Origin of the sequence: Streptomyces sp. NPDC014882, assembly GCF_043081325.1 — a bacterium.
GTDB lineage: Bacteria > Actinomycetota > Actinomycetes > Streptomycetales > Streptomycetaceae > Streptomyces.
In genome coordinates this window covers 132,452-155,920 of sequence record NZ_JBIBWL010000019.1, presented here as the reverse complement: position 1 = coordinate 155,920, position 23,469 = coordinate 132,452, and the positions used below count along the sequence as shown (strand labels likewise).

Sequence of the window (23,469 nt, the reverse complement as noted above, 5' to 3'; positions counted from 1 at the left end):
CGCCATCGAACGATCCTCTTCCGTCGGCTGTGGCCCTGACCCTATCGAGCGGCCTCAGATCACGGCACAGCCGCACTTGCGGGACAGCCCTTAGGTTCATATGCGAGAGGACGAGTGAGGCAGGTGTCTGGAGACGGGCAGACAGATCTGACAGAGCTGTGGCAGCAGCGTTGGCCCCGGTGCCCTCCGGTCGGGTACAAGCTCCGCGACCCGTATGGGGACGTCTGGGTACGTTTTCACAGCTTGCCGGAGTCGAAGCGGTACCCGGAGGACGAGAGCGAGTACATCATCGTCCTGGAGCGGTACAACACCGTCCTCGACGAATTGTTCGCTGGTGCGGACGTGTACGTGATCACCCCGCTCTGGACGACCGAAGCCGAGGCTCCGCCAGCGGAACCCGGAACGGGGTATTGGCAGAGCCTGCTGGTGGGGGACGACCCCGACCCTGAGTTCCGCACGTACTGCCACCTCTTCGCCGCCCGCCGGCCCTGGCAGCGCGGCTGCATCGACGACTTGCTCCGAGATACCGCCGACCACAAAGTAGCGGGAGTCCTCATCACCGATACTCTCATGCAGCGCATCCACCACCCCTACGACGGTGGCGCCGACGTCTTCCTCACCACATCCGAAGAACGGGACCGGATGCGCAACCGGCACGCCGACTGGCTTTCCCGTCACCCTTCAGGTCTCTGACCGGCCTGAATCGCCGCTCCGCTCACAATGGTCTTCACCGCAAGGACAGGGTTGAGGGGCTCCACGAGTTCCTTGGTGGCGACGGCTACGAGGTGGGCGGGCATATCACCTTCCAGCAGGGCGCTCACGTATGCGATGGCCTCCGCGGGCGAGAGCACAGGCAGCCTCTGGCGCAGCATCCGCACAGCATGCATGCGTCCACGCGTGGCGGCGACCCGGCGGAGCGCATCGTGCAGATCGTCCACTGCGGTGCGCACCGGCAGCCCGCGTATGCGGGCTCGGTAGTCGGCCTCCCATTCCCCGGTCGCCGCGGAGACGACGCCGATCTGATGCAGTCCCCCGTCGACGCGGTCGACCAGATACGGCCCATTGCCGATCAGTGCGTACTTCCAGTCCCGGGTGCGCACGAAGTCCTCGGACTGCCAGGAGACGATCCACACCAGCTCGTGCTCCTTGACACGAGTCACAGTCATCCTCATCGCGTCCGCGCTCACAGCCTGCCACTGCCGATAGTCGCGCTCCAACTGCTCTTCGACAGCACGAACGGCGGCTTCTCGCTCGATCACGCGTGCAGCATCCCCTGCCGGCCCCTCTACCGGCCAGCGAATTCCCACAGTCCAGCGCCCCCTACGAGGAGCCTGACGAACCTTCCTGCTCAAGCGAACAGCTTCCTGAAGCCCCCTGAACGCTCGCATCCCTCTCTGACCACCGATGCCGAGTGACTTCCCGCTCTACCGCTCGGCGGTGCCGTCCGCACCGTCCATCTCATAGATCCGCCCTTGAAGCCGTTCACCGGCCCAGTCCAGCCCGACACCCAGGTCGAACCAGTGCCGATCCTTGCGGACTTCAGGCGGTGAGAGGTTCACCGCCACCCACGAGAACACCCCCAGAAGGACGGAACGCCCGTGCTGCGTGGTGCGCACGGACAACGCAAACGGTGCGGCGAGTGCCGCACGGGTCACCAACATGACCTGCTCGTCCTCAGAATGCCGCCGCCCAGCCGTGAGAAACCGAGGCGTCTCCCGGATCTTGACCCACTCGACCACCGCGTCCGCCACCTGGGCACGCAAGGACTCTTCGATGCCCTGCCGGACAACGGTCGCAGGGTCGTCGCCGAGCCAGCCAAGCCAGTGATCAGGGTCAGTGAGCTTGCTGAAGTCGTCCTGCGGCACCCCGTGACGGGGATTCTCCTGGTACTCCCCTGTCAGCTTTCCGCTGCTGTCCACCAACCACGCGCCGCGGATCGCCTCGGGCGGCACGTAGCCGTTCGGGTCGTCGATATACGCCGGATCGATCTCGGCAACGCTGCCACCAGGATTCTCAGCAGCCGCCGCCAGCAGCGCCGGCTCGTCCGGTATGCCCTTACGCCGGCTTCGCGAGCCAAAACGCCCCACGCCCCCACCCCCACCGTTGCCTGTCCAGTTGACCGCGATTGTGCCGCACTGGTCAGAACCGCATGCGAGGGCTGTGCGTGACGACGACCTCGAACGCCACGGAGCGAGAACCCCGGCCGGCGTCCCCGCCCGCGTCGGACAACGCATCCTGGCCATGACGGCCGCCATCTGGCACAACCGCGACACGGGCCGAGCCATCACCCGATCACTGACCGCCTACGACCACTGACCAAGCCTTCGGACTTACTCGTCCAGCGGCCGCCGCCAGCAGGTCTGTCCGGAGCCGAACCCCACCTCCAGGGGAAGCAGTTGCCAGGCTGTGTCGTTGTGGAGCACGTACAGGACGCCCTGGAGAAACAGCCGGTCCGCCACCGGCCGAGGCCCCGGAGATCGCTCCGGCCAGGGCGGCGACAGCGGCTCGATCAGCGTCCACAAGTCGTCATCCACGATCCACGGCCGAGTACTCGTACCTTCCCGAACGGCCGAATCGTCACATCGGTCACGCCCGGCCAGGACACCTCAACAAGATCGTGTCACGAGCTCGTCAGGACTGCCGGGTCAGTTCTGCGGTGCTTACCGGCGAATCAGAGAATCCTGATCTTCTCCATCCTGACGCCGCCGGGATGGTTCGGCCAGGTGAAGGTGGTCCACTTGTCGATAGGGGTGTCGGGCTGCCACCTCCCGTCCCCGTACCACTGGACCCGGTTGTTGCCGGTCTGAATCTGGTCGACCCATTGGCTGCCGGGCCTTTCGAAGGACCGTTCTCCGGCGTTGGCATAACACGTGTGAAAGGCGCTCCAGGAGCCGCCGGAGTAACTGTGCCAGTACACGTGGAGGTACTCGCTGATGTTGTAGCACTCGACGGAGTCGATCGCGGACGCGGACTGGGGGGCGACGATGAGCGAGGACCCCGCGATGGCAGCTGCCAGTGTGGCCTTGGCTGCCCGTCGGATAATTCGCCTCACGTGAGTTCTCCTCTACGAAACTGCGGAATTTCAACGACTGCCCGTCCTGGTTCGTTGAAACCACACAGTTGAATGGTGTCTTCAGATCACGAGGCTATGGGTGCAACGGCCCGGAGCCGTCCCCCTGCGGTGGACACTTCGGGTAGCTCGCACGGGGGACAAGCACTCCAGAAGCGGCGGGCGACCTGCTCGTGCATGGGAACCGGGGGCCCTTCGGCCGCTTCGGCACCTGAGGCTTCATGTTGGTCCCCTGCTGGTCACCGACCAACGCGAAAGCGCGGTTGCCGGCTAGGTCGGCGCCGGCATGACCCAGGAGCAGACTGGACGGCGTCCACCGGATGTCCTCGAACGCCGCCACCTGCCCCGCATCCGGCGCCGTCAGACCACCGGCGAACTCGTTGCGCGTGCCCGGCGCGAGCGGGCACGCCGGCAGATCCATGCCACCCCCGGTACCCGCCCCGCCCCGTGAGCGCGGGTACGCGTTCTCCTCACCCGTAGCCGCCGCCGTTCCTGACAGCGCGCTGGGAGGCGAAAGCGGCGAGGGCCTCGAGCAGCCGCACATCGGTTCCCTCATCCGCTGGATACTGGCCGCGTGACGAACTCTCTGCCTCGCATGGTTACTTCCGCCGATGCTCCTGAGGTGGTCCGGCTCCTGGCTCAGGTCCCCACGTGGCAGGAGAGCAATGTGGTCCGATGGAGCGAGGACCTGCAGCAGTACGAGGAATACGGACTGCGCGCCCGGCGCGGGGGATGGGTGATCGATTCCGGTGGTGCCGTTATTGCCGTGCTCACCGTCGGGTGGAAGAGTCCGCGGACGATCGCCGGCCGTAACTGGCCGGTCTACCTGGAGTATCTGGTCACCGACGAGCATCACCGCAGCGGCGGCCATGGCTCGCGGCTCGTGCGATATGCGATCCAGGAGCTCGCCCGTCAGGGCTGTCAGGGCGTCTACCTCAAGGTCTTCAAGGGGGACGACGGCTGGGAGAGCGCGCTGAGGTTCTGGGAGCGCCACGGCTGGACGGAACACTGCGACCTCACCACCGACAGGCACATCGTCATGACCAAGGAGATCGCCTCCGCCCCGCCGCCTTGAGCACCGCGACCTCGTCCGTCCCCCGCCGCCCTCGCCCCGATCCTGGCGCGGTGATCCGGTGCGGTCTGTCATTGTTCGAGCGCTGTGGTTTCATGTCGCGGGGCAGGCCCCCTGTGCTAAGGCCGGCGCCCTCGGACACCGCGTGACGGTCACGGGCGTCGACTTCGCCTTCCGGCCGCAGTCGACGATCTACCTCCTGTGGGCGCTGGGGGAGACACCCGCGTCTCGGTGGCCGGGGCGCGCATCATGCGCCAGTTGGTGCGCGGCGCGGTGATGGCGTGGGCCAGGACGACAGCCGGCCGCCCGGTGTCGCCCCGTACCCACGCTCTGGTGAAGCGGACCTGATCGGCCGCCCAGTCGCTCAGGCGCCGCTGCGGACGCAGCCGCCCGAGCGGATTGCCGACCGGCGGTGCGACGACGGCCGCGTTGACCACGACGCCCATCACGACCACCGCATCCCGATCGTGGACAGCAACTGTCCAGAGGCGGCTTCTCTGATCAGTAGGTCGTGGTTCGGCCTGGGCTGATCAGGTGGTGCAGCTCGCCGCACGCATCACGGGCGTCATGCGGGACGGTCTGGAGGAGCTGGACCTCACCGAGCCGTTGGTCGATCTGCTCTGGATCCTCGACCCGGCGGCAGACCCGCTCCCGCTGCGCAAGCAGGCGCTACGACTGCACTGCGACCCGTCCAACATCTCCCAGTTGAGCGGAAGGGCGTCGCTCCAGGGCGTGTGCCCGTTTGCGCGGGTGCGGGAGAGATCCCCCTGTGGAGTTGTGCCGGCTCGGAAGGGGTGTGACGCAGGCCACGGGAACCCCGGAGTGGCTGTGGAGAGTAGATGATGTGAGAGACACAGATCGAGATGATGAGCTACGTGCGCGTATAAGAGCCGGGGACCGCGATGCGTTCGGCACGCTGTACGACGCACACGCGCGTGCGGTGTACAACCATGGGCTGCGGCTGACCGGGGACTGGTCACTGGCGGAGGACGTCATGTCCGAGACGTTCCTCGCCGCGTGGCGGACCCGGGCTTCCCTGAACCCCGAGGGCGGGTCGCTCAGACCGTGGCTCCTGGGGATCGCCACTCATAAGGCGCACAATGCCACACGCCGCCTGCGCCGACAGCGCCAGTTTCTCTCACGCCAACCGGCTCCACCTGCGGTGACGGACTTCGCCGAAGAGAGCGCGGGCCGGATCGACGACGCCCGCAGGCTGGCCGTGGTCCGCAGCGCCCTGAGCGGACTGCGCAGCCAGGACCGTGAAGTTCTCGTCCTGTGCGTGTGGTCCGGCCTCAACTACCAGGAATGCGCCGAGGCACTGGATATTCCCCTGGGCACCGTGCGCTCCCGGCTCGCGCGCGCCCGCCGACGGCTCGATCGGCTCAGTGCAAAAAACATGGAACCGCACGGCCCCCGCCGAGAGGTGAAGAAGCAGGCCGCATTCGCGGCCGCGTGCTCACAGGAGGAAAACCGATGACTGCCTCGAACCGCCATGACGGTTCCGGCGACGACGCCGCACATCTGCGCGGGCTGTTGCCGGACGCACCCGAATGGGACCTCCCGCCCACCCGCCACCTCCACCACCGGAACGTGCTGCTGCGCGAGATCGACCAGGAGCAGACGGCCGCCCCCACCCCGGCGACGCCCGCGCTTCAGCGGCGGTGGCTGCGTCCGGTCTTCCTGCTGCCCGCCACGGCCATGGCCCTCGCCGGCGCTCTGATCCTCACGCTTCCCGGCACGGAGCAGGAACCTGGCGCCAAGGCAGAGGCGACCGACGCGAAGCACGCCGCAGCGAACGGCGTAGTGCTCACGCTCGACCGCATCGCCGCCGCGTCCATGGAAGCCGACGTCAAACCGGTCCGCGACGACCAATTCGTCTACGTCCGAAGCCTGGTCCGCAGCAACGAAGGCACCTTCGACGGCCCGGTGAAGCTCGGCGCTCCACACCGCCGCGAAATCTGGGTGTCGCAGGACTCCGCACCGATCACTCGCACCGGGGTGATCCGTGAGTCCGGAAAGGGTGTTCCCCTGTCTGGGCAGCGGATTCCCATCGAGACGGCCGCCCCTGACGGCAGTGCCGAGCAGGGAGTCCCAGCCGGAATCGACCGGCCCACCTACCAGTGGCTGGCCAAGCTACCCACCGACACCGACGCTCTGCGCAAACTGCTCTACGCCCGGACTCGACCCCTCGAAAACGAATCGAAGGACCAGGCCGTCTTCAGGAAGATCGGCGATCTCCTGAACGAAACAGTCATGCCGCCGGCCAATGCCGCGGCCCTGTACAAGACCGTCGCCACGATCCCCGGCGTGAGCGTGACTCCCGACGCCACCGACGCCGCCGGGCGCCACGGGATCGGAATCACCCGCGAGGAGACCGGCACCGCAACTCGAGACGAGTGGATCTTCGACCGAAACAGTTTCACACTCCTCGGCTCGTGCTCCTACCTCACGTACACAGCCGGAACCAAGCCCCCCACCCTCTACAACAGCACCGCCATCATGGAAACCGGCGTCGTGGACCGGGACGACCGCGAACCCACGGACAAGCAAAAGACGGCCTGAACAACGGGACAGTGCGCATGTGGCGGCGGGTCTGTCCGCCGACCGGCCGGGAGGGCCTGGTGCCACTCGCGTTCGTGTTCGCAGACACCACCGAGGCGAAGGTCGCCAACACGGTCGCCGTGCTGGAGGAGGCCGGCCGCCGCTACTGGGCTCCGCCGCCGGTACCGGAGCATCCACCGGGGGATCACGGCGAAGGACCACAGCCAGGCGGTGCCCGTCGTCATCATCACCTTGGACCAGCTCCAGAAGCACGGCGCGGATGCGGCGGTGCGGCGGCGCCTGGGGCGCAAGCGGTGTGGGCAGAAGTTCACCGACCAGCGCTGGGAGGAGCCCACCGCCGGACGCCTTGGACCGCCGGGGACCTGCCAGTGTGCGGCACCTGCCACACCGACGACGTCGCCCGCAAGGAAGCCGCCGCCGAAGCCGCCCGCCTCCAGCCGGTGCAGGGTATCGGCGACGTCCTCGTGGTCCTCGGTGAGGAACTGCGTGGCGAAGTCGATACCCACGCGGGCGATGGCCTCCGACGCGCGCGAAGTTGGACAGGACGGGCGTGGCGGGATCCTGCCGGAAAACAGCGATCAGGTCCCGTTTGCCTGCTGATCTGGAGGAACGGTGCCGAGGTCGACCGGCTCGGCGGCGATCCTTTCAAGGGCGTCCTGGAGCCGGCGCACGGTCTCCTCCGCCTCCGTGTATTCCTCAGGACTCGGGAGGACAGTGCCGAAGGCGCCGCCACGGTCAGCCGGCAGGGAACGCCAGCGCAGGACCGGTTCGAGCGCATGGAGAGCACCGGAGAGGAACCAGGCCAGACGGCCGTGGGTGCGTGCAAGGGAGATGGCCAGGACGGCGAGGGTCTCCCGCAGGTGTTCGAGCCGCTTGATCTGCGGCAGGGTTTCCTGGACGTCCGGCGGGCCGACAACTTTGCGCAGGCCGGCCTCGGTCTCGAGAGCGAGTGCGCGGTCGCTCGGCGCCAGCTTCCACACCTGGTCCTGGATCTGCTGTTCAGCTTCCTCGACCAGTACCGCGACGATCCTCCGCATGTCCATGAAGATCACTCTAAAGGAACAGCTCCTGCCACCTGAGATACCCTTCGCCGTGTCCGGTCCGGCCTGCGCCCGGATCCGCAGCGAGGTCACGGAGACTTGCCCGAGGGCCTCCGGGACGACGCTGTCCTCGCTCGGCTCCGCCCGTGTCCGGTCCGGGCAGCGCGGTGACCGGGACGACGAGCCGCCTGGCAGGCTCGACGAGCGGCTCGGGCATCTGCGGCGTGGCGCCGGCGAGCTCGCGGGCGGTACCAGTGTCGTCGGCCTGGACGCCCCGGAGGTAGCTGAAGGTGCTGACGGCGCCAAGCACTGGCTGCACATCCTCAACCTGGATCAAGAACCGCGGCGTCAGCGATGTCCTCATGCTGGTCTGCGACGGGCTCAAGGGCCTGCCCGAGGCGGTGGAGGGCGAGCGGCAGTTCGCGCACCTTGCCTGCGGGGCTCAACGCCAGGACCGGCCAGGAGGCGGCCGGCGGTACCGTTATTACCCGCATTGTGGGACGAATACCAATGGTCGAGCCTGGAAGGCCGCCCAGTGCGGACTGCCGGCCCGCGATGAGTAGGCTGATCGTTTGTTATCGGACCGGGAGGTCGGCGTGGACTATGGCGACAAGCTCTTCTGGCTCTCGGTCGTGATTCAGCGCAAGTACGCGCAGATCTGCGCCGGGTTCGACCTGACCCCCTCGCAGGCCACGCTGCTCTGCGCGGTCAGGAACGAGCCGCGGCAGATGGCTGATCTCGCCGCGTCGTTGGGTATGACCAAGAACGCATTGAGCCAGCTGGTCGATCGCACCGCGCGGCGCGAGCTGGTCGGCCGGGCGAGCTCGGCGCAGGACCGACGGGTCGTCATGCTCAGTGCGACGCCCGCGGGGAAGGTGCTCGGCGAGGCCGTTTACGCCGAGGTCGCCAAGCGCCTGCCCGAGATCGCGAGGAACCTCGACGCCGACGACCAGCGGGACTTCGAGCGCGTGGCCACCGCCATCGTGGACACCTCGGACCTCTCTTCGCCCGCCTCGAACCGGCCCATCACACCGTGAGGTCCCGCTACACCCGTACCTTGACGACGTTCATGCCGTGAACTAATTTTGTTCACGCCATGAACCAGTGAAGGGTGGCAGCGATGAGCACACAGACGACCGGCACGATCGCGGTCTTCGGCGCGACGGGGCAACAGGGCGGGGCGGTGGTCGACGCGCTGCTGGACCACAAGGCGCGGGTGCGGGCTTTGGTCCGCGACCCGCAGTCCGACCGGGCTCAGGCGCTGGCCGCCCGCGGCGTCGAGCTGGCGGCCGTCCGGGCCGACGACCCGGCGTCGCTGGCCGCCGCGCTGGCGACGGTCGAGGGGTTCTCCTTCATGACCCCGGAGGCGAACAGTCTCGAAGAGGTCGAGGCGGAGATCCGCATCGGTACCGCGCTCGTCGACGCGGCGGTCGAGGCGGGCGTTCCGCACGTCGTGTTCAACTCGGTCTTCGGAGCGGACCGGGAGTCGGGTGTGCCGCACCACGACTCGAAGCACTCGATCGAGGAGTACCTGAGGAAGTCCGGCCTCAGGGCCGCGATGGTTCGCGCGACCGCCTTCATGGAGAACTTCGCGAGCGTGATGGCACCGAGCCTGGAGCACGGGGAGATCGTGCTGAGGCTGCCGCTGCCGGAGGACGTCGCCCTGAAGATGATCTCGGTCAGGGACATCGGCCGGGTCGCCGCCGCGCTCCTGCTCGACATCGCGGAGGCGCCCGGCGGAGCCGTCGACCTCGTCGGCGACGAACTGACGGGCCCCCAGATCGCCGCGGCGTTCGGCGCGCGCGCCGGGCTCCCGGCGCGGTACGAGGCCCTCCCGTTGAGTGTGCTTCCCAACGACCTCGACAAGGCGATGTTCCGCGAGTTCGCGAAGGCGGCGGCATACCCTTCGGACCTCGCGGTGGTGCGCTCGATCGAGCCGGCCACCCTGGACCTGGCCGAGTGGATCCGGGCTACCGGCTGGACCGCGCCCGCAAACGTGGCTGGTTCCTGAGCCTCCGGCCGCGATGAACGCCCCGCGATCGTGTCCACGCTCTCGGCGCTCTGGGCGCGGCAACGCATCCGCCAACGGTTGAAGTGGTCACGAAGCTCCCGGGGCGTGCCCGAGGCCGAGACCGGCACACTGGTTGTCGGGAGGCCGCCAGTCGACGACGAGGTGAAGATCCACGTCCAGGAGGCCCCGGGCCGTCCCGCCGTGGACGCCCCGGCCCCCTCCACCGGGTACCCCATGGCAGGTCAGCGGGCCCGTCCTGTGCGCAGAAGGCAGGAGGAAACAGCGCGGCTCCTGCGCCCCGTGCGGGGCGTAAAGGCCCCTGCCGGGGCGAATTCCAGGGGTCGTAGCAACACCGCGGTGAGTTGATCAGGTCGCGAGCAATTTACAGGCTGTCCCGTAACCGCTGATTGCGGCGGGCGCCGGGCTGCTTGCCTGTGTTGGGCACCCTTGAGCAGGCGGGGGCGTCGTCAGTTTCATCGAGATCCGGGCCCGCCCACCAGAGCGGGGACCGGCCTCATGGTCCGTACGGCGCACCGGCTCACGTTGCGCCGAGGCCCGTGCACGGCCGCTCAGAGTCGGCCAGGACGCAAGGACGTCGGGTCCGCCACGATCGTGGCGGACCCGACGTCTGGACCGTCGCAGCCGTTACCGCCGGCTCGGCCCCCACCAGCCCGCCGGCACCGCGGACATCACTTCACCACGACGTGGTCCCCGGACGACGTCGACGGTCCGGTGGTGGTGTTTCCGTTGTACAGCCAGCGCCACGTACCCGTCTTGGAGGCCTTCACGGTCGTCTTGAGGTTGCCCGAGCCGTTCGAGTACACCTTCTTCACCGTGGTGTAGGAGGTAGTGCCGGCGGGCTTGAACTGCAGGCTCACCAGACGGTCTCCGTAAGAGGCGTACTTCCTGGTCTCCCAGTTGGCCCGGGTGACCTTTCCGGTCACGGTGATGGTCTTGCCCTTGGCCACGGGTCCGGGCGAGGCGTTGACGGTGAGACGGGAGTTGCGCTTGACGTGGACCGTCAGCCCCTTGTCGTCGACGTCCCCGCCGCCGCCCTTGAAGTACACCTCGGCCCCGACCTTCCAGGCCCCGGCCTCGCTGTTGTGCATGTCCCACACGCTCGGGTCGAAGTACATCGTCTCGTTGAAGTCGCAGACGCCCGAGCTCACCTTGACGCAGTCACTTGTCTCGATGGCGTGCCACAGCCGGTCGGCCCCCTTGCGGTACAGGAACACCGCCGGCCACTTCCACTTGTGCGTGGTCGTCATCCGGAAGGAGGCGGGCACCGCGACCTCCCCCGACGCCCCGATCACAATCGGCTTGCCGCCGTTCACCTGGACACGGGAGAACGAGGCCCCACCCTCGGCCGCCCCGGCCGGCACCGCGGCCACGGCCGTGAACGCCACCGCCGCGCCACCGGCCACGACGACTCTCCAGACCTGCTTCCCCACCTGGTCCCCAATCTGTACGGAAAGACACCGGAGGCTCATCCCTCCAACGCCTTACAGACAGCCGGCACCCACAGGGGGTTGTACACACGCGAATCACAATGGGGCGTCAGACAATCCCCGCCTCCCGCGAGACCGAGAGGTCGGTGTGGTTCCTCAGCACGAGGGCCCGCTGTGCTCTTCCGGGCAGGAAAGCGAGATGCCCCGCGCACGAGGCCTCTTCGGGCGTAGGGGCCTTCACGTGGTCATCCGGCTCGGACTGTGAGCAGTTGGGTTCGTGTGCAGGTCGCCGTGTCGGGGGCCTCACTCACCATGGTGTCCCGGGCTCTGCTGGCTCGTACGTACATGTGGAGACCGTCCACCCCGAGATCGCCACCACAGCCGACCACCAGGTCCGGATCTCGCTCTTCGACGTGCTGGATCAGGGCTGCGTCAACGGCCGAGACCTTCATGCCGATCAGTCGGATGCCCGCGAACTCGACCTGAGGCCCAGTCCGTCCGTACCGGCGATCAGCTGCCTGCGGAGAGGTCCCCGTCAAGGAGTTGTGCCGTGAGTTCCGCGACGGGTTCCTTCCCCACGTTCTCGACGACGACGAGTCCGTCTTCGAGCCGATGCTCGAACCGTCCGCTGACCAAGGGCTGTCCTACGGGCGTCACGGTGCACCGGCCACACGACAGCCCTCATCGGAGCATCCAGCATGAGGGCTTTGCCGCTTCCCCGGCCCTGATCAGCAGCCCTCGGAAGACACCTGTGCAGTTGGACAGGAGGGGAAGCGCGTGGCGGGGACGGCGTCGGCAGAGAAGACCGCGGCGGCGTCGGAGGGGATGTCCTGCTGCCCAGGCGCGTACCGCGTCCGCGTTCATCGGGTACGGCGCGGACGCGCCGGACAGCGGGACGTCGTGGACGACGCCGGTGGCCGCCTGGCTCTCGACCGTGTCCGGCGACCCTCCTTCAGCGCGGCGCGCGTGGCCTTCAGGAGCATTCCCTCGCCGGCCGCCGGGTCGTTGCCGGCCTTGCCGCAGGCGAAGGCCCGGAGCAGGTAGTCGTCCTCGAACCGGGCAATCTTGCCCACGAGTTCACCGCCGTGCGGGCGCAGGGCGAGCGACGGTGTCCTCGATGTCGTCGACGGCACATGACACGGTGGGTGCCCAGGACGTTGTGCGGCCGGTCGCGCGGCCCGCCCTCGATGACCTCGGGGCCGCGGTGCTTCGCCGGCTCCAGCCGGCTGTGCCCGTCCGGGATCCTGAGCATCGCGATGCCGCAGTGGACGCCGTCGAGCCAGGTGCACCGGTCGGGGAAGCCGTCCCGCACCTCTGCCCGGCTCTCCAGTCCATGCCGAGCTCCTCGAAGAACGCGGCGGCGGTGTCCCTGTCCTCGACGACGATGCCGACATCGTCCATCCGCCTGATCGCCACGCTGTGCCCTCCTCGATGCCTGTGGCCGAGCGCTCCACCCGGAACGTGTCCCCGGACGGAGCGCTCGGCACGGACGGCGCATCCGGTCGCTAGCCCGGGACCACCGTGTCGCTCATGCTCGGCTTCCCCTCACCCGACGCGTTCCAGGCGCAGACCAGGATCACGTACTCGTGACCCGCCGTGACCCCCGTGATCCCGGCGGAGCGGGCGGAGGCCGGGTAACCGATGATCCGGGAGTGGTTCATCGGGGTGCTCTTGTCGTACACCCACACCGCGTACCGGACGATCGAGCCGCTGTGCGAGTCGGTCGGCGCCGACCAGCGCACGTCGATCGAGCCCGCGCCGGCCGTCGCGGTGAGCCCCGGCGGCCGCCCCGCCGTCGTCGGCGCCGCCTTGCCCCGGACCGCCGAGGACCACGGGGAACGGTTGGCCGCGCCGTCACCGGCGACCGCGCGGGCCCGCACCTCGTAGGTGTGGCCGTCGTAGGGCTGGTCGGTGAACTGCCAGGACATGTCGTAGCGCGGGGAGCTCACGCCGGGCACCACGTCGTGCCAGTCCGCGTTCGGGTCGGCGGTGACGTCGCGCCACTGGACGTCGTAGGTGTGCGCGCCGAAGACCTTGTTCCAGGTGGCGGTGACGCCCTGCTGGGAGCCGTCGAACTTCATGCCGGACGGCGTGGCGAGCGACCGGCTGGGTGTGCTGTCCGGTACGTCGGGCGCGGCGGCGCCGATGCCGAACTCCTTGTGCAGCACGGTGCCGAACGCCTGGGCGATGCGGTACTCGCCGAGGGCGTTGGGGTGCAGTCCGTCGTAGGTGGTGGCGCAGGCCGTCGCCTTCGGGTCGCAGCCCATCGCCTTGTCCAGGTCGGCCAGCTCCACCGGCGAGGCGCTGGTGCTCCAGCCGGGGGCCGCCTCGGCGAGGGCCGCGTTGTAGTCGCTGATGCGCTGGGGGAGGCCGGGGTTCGCGTCGCCCAGGGTGGTCCGCTGGGGGACGTTGGCCAGGACGATCCGCACGTCCGGGTTGACCGCCCGCGCGTTGTCCACGAACTTCTTCATGGTGCCGACCAGATCGGCGCCCGCCCCGTACCAGCCGATGTCGTTGAAGCCCAGTTCGACCAGGAGCAGGTCGGGCGTGCGGCCCTCGGCCCTCAGCTCCTGCATCGCCGGCTTGACGGTCGGCACGGTCCGGGTCAGTGAACGGCCCCAGAGGGCGTAGTGAGCCGAGCCGCCGGCGGAGAACGCGGCGTTCACGTCCTCGGCGTACTCGCCCTGGACGCGCGCGTCGCCCGGAAAGGGCTCCGTCGGCTCGCCGCCGCTGCTCTCGCCCAGTACCGGCGGTCGCGGCGGCTGCGCGTCGGCCTGCTGCACGGTGCCCCGGTACGGTCCGACGAAGGTGACCGGCCACTTGCTGCTCCTGGCCCACTCCCACAGCCGGTAGCGCCAGGTGTGGTCGCCCTCGTACCCGTGGCTGATGGAATCGCCGACCACCATGACGTCGCGGATGTCGGTGTGCGTCACGGAGTTGCGGGCGATGATCTCGTCGATGAGCTTGCCGCCGGGGAAGTCCATCATCATGACGCCCGTACGGTCCAGGTCGGACCGCCCGCCGAACCGGTCGTCCCGTCCTGCGTAGAACTCCGGGCACCGGTCCTTCTCGGCGCGCAGACACTGGATGAGGAAGTTGTTCACACCGGTCGCCGTCGGGGTGCCGCCCGCCGCTGTGTAGGGGTGGACGCCGGTCCCGGAACCGCTGGTGTAGTTCACATACAGGGAGTCCTGCTTGTACTCGTGGTCCTTCTCACCCGGGCGGCTGCCGTCCCAGGTGCCGTTGGTGCGGCGCAGGTGCGCGCGGACCTTCTCCCACTTGTCGTCGATGTCGCTGATGGTGGACAGCTCGAAGTCGTCCTGCACGTACTCCTCGTTGGAGCCGCCGGACGGGTAGGGCTGCTCGAGGCCGTAGCCGCCGAAGATGCCGCCGCCGGTGTTCCGGTAGCCGAGGAGGACGACCTTGCCGCGTACCTCGCCGAGCGTCGGGACGCGGCTGGACTGGCTCTTGCCGGTGACCGAGGGGCCCCAGAACAGGTCGCGCCAGGCGGTCGACGGGGTGCTCTCGTCACCGTCCCCGGTGTACGAGCGGCCGTCCAGGTAGGAGTCGAAGATCTTCTTGCGCCACTCGTCGGTCCCGAACCCGTCGGCGTCCTTGCAGGAGAAGGTGGAGCCGGTGCACTCCGCCTTCAGGTTCATCAGGACGGTTTCGCCGGGGTGGTCGCTCAGGAAGCCGTAGGTGGCCTTCAGCACGTCGGTGAAGTTGGCGTACTGATAGGTGGCGCCGTGGTGGACGGTGAACTTCAGCCCCTCGTCCCCCTTGTCGACCCGGACCCGGATGTCGAGCGCCCGGATGCCGGCGTCGAACTGGGTGGTCAGGGTCTTCGCGCTGAAGCCGTGGTTCTCCTGCGTCTGGGTGATGCTGGTGACGATGCCCGAGCACCGGCCCGTGTCCGGGTCCGGTGTGTCCCCGCAGAGCGCGAGGCTGTCATGGGTGCCGGGCACCGAAAGCCAGGCGAGATCGGTCCCGTCCGGGAGGCGTGACATCCAGTCGACGTTGGCCGCGGAGGCTTCGGTGATGCTGCTGTAGTAGTCGTTCGCCCGGGCGGGGGTGGCGGAGAGGAAGACGCCGGAGACGGACAGCAGCAGGGCGAGGAGCACACCGAGCACGGTGCTTCTCGCCACCGTCGCCGGCCGGCGCATCAGCAGTCTTCGGGACGAGCGGGTCTGGCGTATGACGGTGATCATTTCCATCCTGGGGCGGATCGGTCGTTCCACTGGAGGGCCGCGCGTGCGCGCGAGTCGTCCGGCGAGATGTGTGATGATCCCTTTGTCGGGCTCGCCGGTTGCTGATCGCAGCCTGCCCGGGGCGTCCGTCCCGGGCCAGCCCGGACGGCCGTTCCGGGACGCTGGGACGTTCCGCGTCCCCTGACCAGGCGGGATGCGGCCGCATGGGACACGGGGTGGGACGTATGGGTGGGGTGGGGACGGTGAGGGACGCCGATACGGCGGCCGGGCTGGGCGAGATGCTGCGCTCGCTGAAGGAGCGCGTAGGCCTCAGCTACGGCGCTCTCGCGGGCCGGCTGCACCTGAGCACCTCGACGTTGCACCGCTATTGCACCGGTGACTCGGTGCCGGCCGAGTTCGCCCCGCTCGAACGCTTCGGCCGGATCTGCCGGGCGGACCCCGAGGAGCTGCTGGAGCTGCACCGGCGATGGGCGGTGGCGGACGAGGCGCGGCGCGGGAGGGGGGCGAGCCCGTCGGAGGGCGCGGAGGTGCCGGTGCCCGCGCCGGTACCGGTCGTCCAGAGTCCGCCGACCGTCGCGGAGCCGACGCCGCGAGCCCGCCGACTCGTCTCGCGGTACGTCCTGCTGGGGGCCGCCGTGGTCGCCCTCAGCACCTCCGGAGCGCTGGCCATCGACCGGTTCCGCGCCGAGTCGGTACCGGACCTGACGGTCCCGGCCGTCATGGTGCCCGACCCGTTGGCCGAGGAGGTCGGGACGACCGGAGGAAACGCCCCCCTCTCGGCGGCCGTCTTCCCGTCCGACGACGACTGCCCCCGGACGGACGGCGCTCGGACCCGTCCCACGACGTTCCGCCTGGAGGTGCGAAGCACGGCAGAGGGCCCCGTGACCATGACCGCCATGGACGTCCGGGTACTGTCCGCCGAAGCCCCGCCCGCCGAGGTCACCTACGCGGACTGTCAAGGCGCAGACGCACAGCACCCGTTCGCCGTGGACCTGGACGCTCCCGCGCCTCGGGCCGTGAGCCCGAGGCGCGGCTTCCCGTACCAGGCGTCCGCCGGGACCCCCCTGGTCCTGGACGTCACCGCGCACACGTCGAAGAGCGAGGTGCGCTGGTACCTGGAACTGAGATGGACCCAGGGCCCCCGCTCGGGCACGCTACGGATCGGCGACGGCGGTCACCCGTTCCGCACCGGAGCGGTGAAGTAGCGCCGCCCCTCTCCGGCCTGCACCGCCGGGTACTGCCAGCCGCCCCAAGTGCCCACGTCGGCCATGTCCTTGGAGCTGCGGACGTACTCCGAGCGGACGCGGGCGGCGGGAGCCACGTCCGCACCGTGGAGACGCCCCGGCCGGAGGCGCCGCTCGTTCGGTGCGATGTGTCCGTCCGGGCCGGCGCGTGAGCCGCCCCCACGCCTCAGGGGCGCGGGGGACGGTGGTGCCGCCGTAGCCGGCAGCGAGGCCGGTGAGCCTCGCGTTCGGCGTGATCGGTGGCGAGGTTCCAGATCAGGGTGCGGTCCGGCAGCTCGCGCCGGCAGGTCCGCACCCACCGTTCCATGATCGAGTTTATGGGCGGCATCCGTGCCGGGTCGATCCCAGCCTCCTGGAGGATCTTCCAGACGGTGGAGGCGGCCACCTCGATCCCAAGAACGAGGAGTTCGCCGTGGACGCGGCGATCCCCCCAACCAGGATTTTCCCGCGCAAGCCGCAACACCAGGAGCCGGGCGGACCATGGCGAACGCTTGGGGCATGATCAGGTAAGCCAGTCGCAGCAGCACGACCGACCCTCATGTCGGTACAACCACCAGGTACGCGAGAGCACCCCCTCGGGCACCCGTGCACCCGTGCACCCGTGCACCCCCGCGCACCGCCTTTCACCAGGGCGGATGAGGTTTTCGGCAGGGGCAGCGCCGCTGGCTGCTGGAATTGATCGAGTCACTGTCGGCCCGTGCCCCGCGCCTGGACCGCGCCCTGAAGGAAATCGCCTGGAAGGGTGGCGTCGTCGTCCTGCTCGACGGCACCCTCGTCCGCACCCGCCGACGCACTGGGGATAAGAACCGGCCGAACTATTCTCGGGCAAACACAAAGCCCACGGCCTGCTGTTCCTCGCCCTGACCGACGAGACGGGCAACCTGATATGGATCTCGGCGGCGAAGCCGGGACGCTCCAGCGAGGTCACCACCGCCCGCCACAATAGGATCACCACCCGCCTGCGGGAAACCGGTCCGGGCGCCCTGGCCGAGAACCGCATCCGCGCTGCCCGCCATCGGACTGCGCCAGGGGAAACCTGCCGAGACCACGCTGCAAGCGCTTACAGTTGGGCCACCATCCAATTTCCAACGATTCGGTCGTACCCGCTCTGTTGGATGCGAGAAACGGGGGGGAGCTCTTGTTCCGCCGATTAATCTCCGCAGTGGTGATGATGGCCGGGCTGGCAGCGTTACTCGTCGTTCCGGCCGCCGCCACCGATTTCCCTGCGGCCACCACGCCCTTGATCTCCTGGAACATGGAGGGGGCCAATAACAAGGACGAGAACGGCAGCAAGTGGTCCAACACGGTCCAACAGCTGGCCTTGCAGGCACCGATCCTGATGCTTCAGGAGGTCGGCCCGCACCCGCCCCTGAACAGCAACGCACAGCCCAACCAGACCTTCACCACGGTCGACAGCCAGGGCGCCACGCACCAGTTCACCGTGCTGCACCGGACCTGGATCGTCGGCAGCGGTTACCGCAATGCCATCCCGACCCGTGAGGTCTACTTCCTGCAGACCGACGACGACGTGACCAACGTGCGCCGGATCGGCGGCCGGGTCAACACCGCGCTCGTCCTGAGCGAGGCGCCCGACGAGCTGATCGTCGTCGGCAACCCGATCGACGCCGGCCGGAACGCGCTCGGTGCGCGGTTCGGCAACGAGTGGTACTTCACCATGCACGGCCTGTCCAACGGTGGCGGTGACTCCGGGACGATGCTGAACGCCATCGACGACCGGATCGAGGCCCTCGGGAACCAGCGTGGTGTCACCTACCACGCGACGATCGGTGGCGACTTCAACGTCGACCCGCAGGTCCTCGCAGGCCGGGACAGCTTCCCGCCGACCATGCGGATCCGCCGCTCGGGTCAGGCCACCCACCAGAACGGTGGTGAGCTGGACTACTTCGTCACCACCCACTTCGACGACACGCCGCCGCCGGTCACGGTCCGGCCCGAGGGCAACTCCGACCACCGGCCGGTCCAGTCAGGCCAGCTCAACGCGGCCGGGACCAGCCCGTCGCCCAGCCCCAGCCCGTCGCCCAGCGCCAGCCCGGAGATCGACGAGCTCCGGGTGATGCCGGTCGGTGACGGGATCACGGTCGGTGCGAACAGCACCGACCAGACCGGCTACCGGGGCGGACTGGACACCCAGGCGAAAAACATGACCATCGCCGCGTTGTTCGGTGGCGCGCTCAGTCTCATCTTCAAGCGCACGGATTTCGTCGGTGAGCAGAAGAACGGCAAGCGCGGCGACCCCGACCACATGGGGTTCGCGGACAAGGGGATCGACGACATCAAGGCCCAGACGATCCCCGCGCTGACGACACTGCGGCCGAACATGATGACCCTGATCGCGGGCACGGCCGACCTGACCGGCGGTGCCGACGGCGACGCGACGGCCGGGAAGATGCGGGGCTTCCTGGACGAGATCCACCGGACCTCGCCGACGACGACCGTCCTGCTCGGCACCCTGCCGCCGTCGACGAACCCGACGTACCAGGCCCGGATCGACGCCTACAACAGCGCACTCCGCACGATGGCCTACGCCAAGATCCAGGGCGGCGCACGGCTGGTGCTGGTCGACATGGGCGCGGTGACCACGGAGGACATCACCAACGAGATCTACCCGACCGACGCCGGCTACAAGAAGATCGCGGACGCCTTCGCCGCAGGCATCCGGATCGCGCTCCTGCAGCACATGATCAGCGGCCGCTCGTACGGCTGGAAGCCGATCGGCAAGATCCGGGACGCCGCCGCGACCGGCTCGAAGATCGCCTTCCCCGACCTGAACGGCGACGGCAAGGCCGACTACGCGGTGGTCGGTACGGACGGCAAGGTCACCGGCTGGCGCAACGACGACCCGACCAAGGAAGCGGTCTCACTGGGCGACATCAGCCCGGCCGACCGCGGGAACGACCCGGATGAGGTCTACTTCGCCGACCTGGACGGTGACGGCAAGGACGACTACATCCGGATCCTGCCGCCGGACGACTCGCCGACCGGCATCGTCGCGATGCGGATGTCACGCAACACCAGCAGCGGCGACAGCATCAGTTGGGGCACCGCGACGATCGTCGCGAACAACCTCGGCTACCCGCCGCAGATGTACTTCACCGACCTCGACGGTGACCACCGCGACGACCTGATCACGGTGGACCGGATGAGCTTCCCGACCGCCTGGCAGAACAAGGGCAAGGACATGCCGACTCCGGGCGGCTGGAGCAAGATCTCGGGTTTCGGCACTCCGGGTGAGTCGCCCGCCGCGCAGGTCGCCTTCGCCGACATCACCGGTGACGGCAAGGCCGACACGGTCCGGGTCGAGTTCACCACCGGTGACGTCCGGGCCTGGGAGAACACCGGCTCGCCGTGGAGCGTCACCTCCGGCTGGAAGTCGCTGGGCGTGATCCGCGCCGGCGACCCGTTCCAGGGCACCACCGGCACCTTCGCCGACCTGAACGGCGACGGGATCCAGGACTTCACCCTGACCCGCTCCGGGGGTACGACCACGGCCTCGAGGGCGAAGACCGCCCTCGAGGCAGCCAAGGCGGCCCAGGAGGCCGCGGCGAGTGGTGCCGGTGACATCGAGGGCTGGCTGGTGCCGAGCTACGGCGACGGCAGCCGCACCGACGGCGGTGCCGGTGATCCCGGTGTCAACGGCGGTGTCGGCGACCCCATGGAGTCGCACCCCGGTGGCGACGACGGGGGTACGCGGCCGGCCGCGACCGGCGACTGCCGTCCGGAGGGGCTCGCCACCACGCCGGGCGTGGCGACACCGTACTGCAAGGTCTACCAGAGCGACGGCCGCGAATGGCTCGGTCAGGGCCGGGGACGCCGGGTCGTGGGTTACTTCAACGGTGGCCGTACGGGCGCCGACGGCACGCCGCACTACCTCGTGAAGAACATCCCGTGGTCGAAGGTGACCCACCTCAACTACGCGTTCGCGTCGGTGGAGAACAACAAGATCAAGGTCGACTCGAACGCCACCCAGAAGGAGTGGCCCGGCGAGGTCGGCGCCGAGATGGATCCCTCGCTGCCCTACAAGGGGCACTTCAACCTGCTGACGAAGTACAAGCGCCTGCACCCGCGAGTGAAGACGCTGATATCCGTCGGTGGCTGGGCCGGTTCCGGTGGCTTCTACACGATGACCACCAACGCCGACGGCTCGGTCAACCAGGGCGGGATCGACACGTTCTCGAGCTCGGTCGTGGACTTCCTGCGGACCTACGGGTTCGACGGTGTCGACATCGACTTCGAGTACCCCACGGTCCTCGAGGACACCGGCAATCCGGCCGACTGGGCGGTGTCGAACCCGCGCCGCAAGGGCCTGCCCACGACATACGCCGCGCTGATGAAGGCGCTGCGGGACTCGCTGAACCGGGCTTCGGCCGCGGACGGCAAGTACTACCTGCTCACCTCGGCGTCGTCGGCCTCCGGCTACCTGGCCCGCGGGATGGCGAACCAGACCGCGCTGAAGTACCAGGACTTCACCAACCTGATGGCGTACGACTACCACGGCACCTGGAACGACGTCGTGGGCCCGAACGCGGCACTGTACGACGACGGCAAGGACCCCGAACTGGCCGACCAGTACGCCACCCCGGAGAACGGGAGGATCGGGTACTTCAACACCGACTGGGCGATGAAGTACATGCGCGGCGCGATGCAGGCCGGGCGCGTCAACATCGGTGTGCCCTACTACACGCGCGGCTGGCAGAACGTCACCGGCGGCACCAACGGCCTGTGGGGTACGTCGTCCAAGCCGAACGGCTGCGAGCCGGGTACGGGCATCAAACGGCCGTGCGGTGACGGTGCCTTCGGCATCGACAACATCTGGCACGACGAGACCAGCAACGGCAGCGAACTCGGCTCCGGGACGAACCCGCTGTGGCATGCCGAGAACCTGGAGAAGAACATCACCCCGGTCTACGCCCCCAGCGTCGGGCTGAAGCCGCACACCGACGTCACCGACCGGCGCACGGGCCACTACACCCGGTACTGGGACGACACCACCAAGACGTCGTGGCTGTGGAACGCCGAGAAGAAGGTGTTCCTCTCGACCGAGGACGAGCAGGGCATCGACGCGGTCACCGATCTGGTCAAGTCGACCGGTGCGGGCGGCGTGATGATGTGGGAACTCGGCGGCGACTACGCCTGCCCGGCCGACGTCCAGCCGGACACCCCGTGCGGGATGGGGTACACGCTGACCACCCGGCTGAACGAGAAGCTGGGCAATATCGGCGTCTACGACAACAGTCTGCGCACCGGCAGCAGCGGTGCCGCGCCGACGGTGACGGCCGACGTGAGCGTCGAGCTGGTCAACTACCCGACGTCGACGGCGAACCTGTGGCCGTTGCAGCCGACCGTCCGGATCACCAACAACACCGGGCGCACGCTCGGCGGTGGCAAGGACACGAAGCTGTCGTTCGACATCCCGGCCTCGACGTCATGGCTGGTCAAGGACGGCAACTGGCAAACCGACGCCCAAGGCGGCCAGTGGAAGCTGACACCCGGTATAACGCTCCACCGGATCAGTACGACGCTGGACTACTGCCAGATCATCCCGGCCGGGAAGTCGCTCGACCTGCCGATCATCTACTACCTCCCGATCACCGGTCCGGTGAACACGAGTCTGTCGATCGGCGGTACGGCGTACGCGCCGGCGACCGACAACCTCAAGGGACTCGGTTCGGCGACCCCGCCGGCCGGTGGATGCAGCGCCGGGAACTGGGACGCGACCAAGGTCTACTCCCCGGCCAGCCAGCCGATCGAGCAGACCACGGTCAAGTACAACGGCAAGGTCTGGAAGGCCAAGTGGTGGACGCAGGGCAATGCCCCCGGCACCGGGGCCGACGCCGACCACGAGCCCTGGAAGCTGATCGGCGACGCCGGCTGACCGTTCTCAGCCACCCAGCCTGACACTCCACGTTCTGACCGCATAACCGGAGAGTGCTTCTGACCCGCAACGATGGGACATGTCCAGGGTCCTGTCGGCTGCACGGAAAGAAGCACTCTCCAGGTGAGCAAGCGTGTCGGGCTGTACCCGCGTGCTCGTGTCGAGGGCGGTGGCAGTGAGCCTTTTCCCTCATCGGCCTGAGCCGGCCGGACGCAGGGTCAGGACGGCTTGGACGAGGCTCGTGATGCGGGTGGTCGAGCACCGCAGCTTGCGGAGGAGCCGCCAGGACCTGAGGGTGGCGACGGCCTGCTCGACCAGGGCTCGGATTTTTGCCCGAGACCGGTTGACGGCCTTCTGGCCTGTGGAGAGGTTCTCCCGACGTCCCCCGTACGGAACCCGGACTGTGCCCCCGGCGCCTCGGTATCCCTTGTCGGCCCAACTGACGTGCCCAGTAGCCAGGTTGGAAACGGCTCAGTGTCTCGCGTGTCCAAGGTCAGGGGTCAAGGCCCGTCCGTGGAACGTCATAGGGCGGGGATGCTCCGGCAGGTCGCCCGTCAGCAGGACATCGTCGAGATCGCCCCCCAGGGCTCCCCTCCGGAGGCGGCCGCCCTGGCGTACGTACGCGACGAACAGGGCGCCCAGCGGTTCCTGCGCCCGGGGCGGCAGTCGCCCGGCCACACCGACCCGTTCGCCGTCCGAGGTCCTGGCCTGCGGCGCCCGCCCGCCCCGCTCCACCGCCCGGACCACCACGACGACCGCACCCGCGCAGGTACCGGCAGTCGCCCGGGCCACGGGCTCCGGGCTCCCGTACCCGTCGACCGGGAGAACACCCCGGAAAAGGCCTGTCCGGCATTTTCCGGAATTCATCGGGCTCCTTCTCGCGCACTCCCGATGATGCTTTCCGGTGGATTTTCCGCTGCC

The 23,469-nt window shown here is 68.6% G+C and carries 18 protein-coding genes and 5 pseudogenes; 12 read left to right on the top strand and 11 right to left on the bottom strand.

The window, feature by feature from the left end:
* The first annotated feature begins 243 nt into the window (after positions 1 to 243).
* Entirely contained in the window at positions 244 to 693 is a 450-nt protein-coding gene (locus ACF09K_RS31700; protein WP_392248763.1) for a hypothetical protein, read from the top strand.
* Here ACF09K_RS31700 and ACF09K_RS31695 read toward each other — a convergent pair.
* Together ACF09K_RS31695 and ACF09K_RS31690 are read right to left on the bottom strand one after the other, a co-directional pair.
* Positions 675 to 1,259, bottom strand: coding sequence for a YrhB domain-containing protein (locus ACF09K_RS31695; RefSeq protein ID WP_392248762.1), 585 nt, complete (start codon positions 1,257 to 1,259; stop codon positions 675 to 677). The two genes, ACF09K_RS31700 and ACF09K_RS31695, sit on opposite strands and share 19 nt — an antisense overlap.
* 165 nt (positions 1,260 to 1,424) lie before the next feature.
* The gene (locus ACF09K_RS31690) at positions 1,425 to 2,087 is read right to left on the bottom strand and encodes a hypothetical protein (RefSeq protein WP_392248761.1); all 663 of its coding nucleotides are present in this window, start codon (positions 2,085 to 2,087) and stop codon (positions 1,425 to 1,427) included.
* 85 nt (positions 2,088 to 2,172) lie between these two features.
* Here ACF09K_RS31690 and ACF09K_RS31685 point away from each other — a divergent pair.
* Positions 2,173 to 2,316: pseudogene (locus ACF09K_RS31685) on the top strand (IS982 family transposase); the annotation flags it as partial.
* Positions 2,317 to 2,330: 14 nt separating this feature from the next.
* Here the strand turns inward: ACF09K_RS31685 and ACF09K_RS31680 are convergent.
* On the bottom strand, positions 2,331 to 2,534 hold the full coding sequence (locus ACF09K_RS31680) for a transposase (RefSeq protein WP_392248760.1): 204 nt from the start codon (positions 2,532 to 2,534) through the stop codon (positions 2,331 to 2,333).
* 137 nt (positions 2,535 to 2,671) lie between these two features.
* Positions 2,672 to 3,052 carry a beta/gamma crystallin domain-containing protein gene (locus tag ACF09K_RS31675; RefSeq protein ID WP_392248759.1) on the bottom strand — a complete coding sequence of 127 codons (381 nt, stop codon included), beginning with the start codon at positions 3,050 to 3,052 and terminating at the stop codon, positions 2,672 to 2,674.
* 685 nt (positions 3,053 to 3,737) lie between these two features.
* Here ACF09K_RS31675 and ACF09K_RS31670 point away from each other — a divergent pair.
* The 4 genes from ACF09K_RS31670 to ACF09K_RS31655 all read left to right on the top strand — a co-directional run bounded on the left by ACF09K_RS31670 (position 3,738) and on the right by ACF09K_RS31655 (position 6,704).
* Positions 3,738 to 4,145, top strand: coding sequence for a GNAT family N-acetyltransferase (locus ACF09K_RS31670; RefSeq protein ID WP_392248758.1), 408 nt, complete (start codon positions 3,738 to 3,740; stop codon positions 4,143 to 4,145).
* Between the two features lie 198 nt (positions 4,146 to 4,343).
* Entirely contained in the window at positions 4,344 to 4,490 is a 147-nt protein-coding gene (locus ACF09K_RS31665; RefSeq protein ID WP_392248757.1) for a hypothetical protein, read from the top strand.
* A gap of 496 nt (positions 4,491 to 4,986) precedes the next feature.
* Positions 4,987 to 5,619, top strand: a complete 633-nt coding sequence (locus tag ACF09K_RS31660; protein ID WP_392248768.1) for an RNA polymerase sigma factor — start codon at positions 4,987 to 4,989, stop codon at positions 5,617 to 5,619.
* Complete coding sequence (locus tag ACF09K_RS31655) at positions 5,616 to 6,704, top strand: CU044_5270 family protein (RefSeq protein ID WP_392248756.1); 1,089 nt, start codon at positions 5,616 to 5,618, stop codon at positions 6,702 to 6,704. Before ACF09K_RS31660 ends, ACF09K_RS31655 begins: the two co-directional genes overlap by 4 nt.
* 578 nt (positions 6,705 to 7,282) lie before the next feature.
* Here ACF09K_RS31655 and ACF09K_RS31650 read toward each other — a convergent pair.
* Complete coding sequence (locus ACF09K_RS31650; protein WP_392248767.1) at positions 7,283 to 7,747, bottom strand: hypothetical protein; 465 nt, start codon at positions 7,745 to 7,747, stop codon at positions 7,283 to 7,285.
* A gap of 286 nt (positions 7,748 to 8,033) precedes the next feature.
* On the opposite strand from ACF09K_RS31650, the pseudogene ACF09K_RS31645 reads away from it, so the two are divergent.
* The 3 genes and pseudogenes from ACF09K_RS31645 to ACF09K_RS31635 all read left to right on the top strand — a co-directional run.
* Positions 8,034 to 8,151: pseudogene (locus ACF09K_RS31645) on the top strand (transposase); the annotation flags it as partial.
* Between the two features lie 189 nt (positions 8,152 to 8,340).
* Entirely contained in the window at positions 8,341 to 8,781 is a 441-nt protein-coding gene (locus tag ACF09K_RS31640; protein ID WP_392248755.1) for a MarR family winged helix-turn-helix transcriptional regulator, read from the top strand.
* An 83-nt stretch (positions 8,782 to 8,864) separates the two neighbouring features.
* Positions 8,865 to 9,755 (top strand): NmrA family NAD(P)-binding protein, encoded by an 891-nt coding sequence (locus ACF09K_RS31635; protein WP_392248754.1) that lies wholly within the window; start codon positions 8,865 to 8,867, stop codon positions 9,753 to 9,755.
* A gap of 689 nt (positions 9,756 to 10,444) precedes the next feature.
* Here the strand turns inward: ACF09K_RS31635 and ACF09K_RS31630 are convergent.
* The 3 genes and pseudogenes from ACF09K_RS31630 to ACF09K_RS31620 form a co-directional block, all read right to left on the bottom strand.
* Complete coding sequence (locus tag ACF09K_RS31630; protein WP_392248753.1) at positions 10,445 to 11,206, bottom strand: hypothetical protein; 762 nt, start codon at positions 11,204 to 11,206, stop codon at positions 10,445 to 10,447.
* A gap of 1,031 nt (positions 11,207 to 12,237) precedes the next feature.
* A pseudogene (locus tag ACF09K_RS31625) lies at positions 12,238 to 12,619 on the bottom strand (VOC family protein); the annotation flags it as partial.
* 89 nt (positions 12,620 to 12,708) lie between these two features.
* Positions 12,709 to 15,411, bottom strand: a complete 2,703-nt coding sequence (locus ACF09K_RS31620) for a phosphatidylinositol-specific phospholipase C domain-containing protein (RefSeq protein ID WP_392248752.1) — start codon at positions 15,409 to 15,411, stop codon at positions 12,709 to 12,711.
* 242 nt (positions 15,412 to 15,653) lie between these two features.
* Between ACF09K_RS31620 and ACF09K_RS31615 the strand changes: the two genes are divergently transcribed.
* Positions 15,654 to 16,616, top strand: a complete 963-nt coding sequence (locus ACF09K_RS31615) for a helix-turn-helix domain-containing protein (RefSeq protein ID WP_392248751.1) — start codon at positions 15,654 to 15,656, stop codon at positions 16,614 to 16,616.
* Here ACF09K_RS31615 and ACF09K_RS31610 read toward each other — a convergent pair.
* Both ACF09K_RS31610 and ACF09K_RS31605 read right to left on the bottom strand, forming a co-directional pair.
* The gene (locus tag ACF09K_RS31610; RefSeq protein WP_392248750.1) at positions 16,586 to 16,732 is read right to left on the bottom strand and encodes a hypothetical protein; all 147 of its coding nucleotides are present in this window, start codon (positions 16,730 to 16,732) and stop codon (positions 16,586 to 16,588) included. The genes ACF09K_RS31615 and ACF09K_RS31610 overlap by 31 nt on opposite strands.
* 89 nt (positions 16,733 to 16,821) lie before the next feature.
* Positions 16,822 to 17,133: pseudogene (locus ACF09K_RS31605) on the bottom strand (hypothetical protein); the annotation flags it as partial.
* Positions 17,134 to 17,500: 367 nt separating this feature from the next.
* Between ACF09K_RS31605 and ACF09K_RS31600 the strand changes: the two are divergent.
* Together ACF09K_RS31600 and ACF09K_RS31595 are read left to right on the top strand one after the other, a co-directional pair.
* Positions 17,501 to 17,809, top strand: a complete 309-nt coding sequence (locus ACF09K_RS31600; RefSeq protein WP_392248766.1) for a hypothetical protein — start codon at positions 17,501 to 17,503, stop codon at positions 17,807 to 17,809.
* Positions 17,794 to 22,548, top strand: a complete 4,755-nt coding sequence (locus tag ACF09K_RS31595; RefSeq protein ID WP_392248749.1) for a glycosyl hydrolase family 18 protein — start codon at positions 17,794 to 17,796, stop codon at positions 22,546 to 22,548. The genes ACF09K_RS31600 and ACF09K_RS31595 overlap by 16 nt, the downstream gene beginning before the upstream one ends.
* Positions 22,549 to 22,737: 189 nt before the next feature.
* On the opposite strand, the pseudogene ACF09K_RS31590 reads toward ACF09K_RS31595, so the two are convergent.
* A pseudogene (locus ACF09K_RS31590) lies at positions 22,738 to 22,998 on the bottom strand (transposase family protein); the annotation flags it as partial.
* Positions 22,999 to 23,469: the final 471 nt, after the last annotated feature.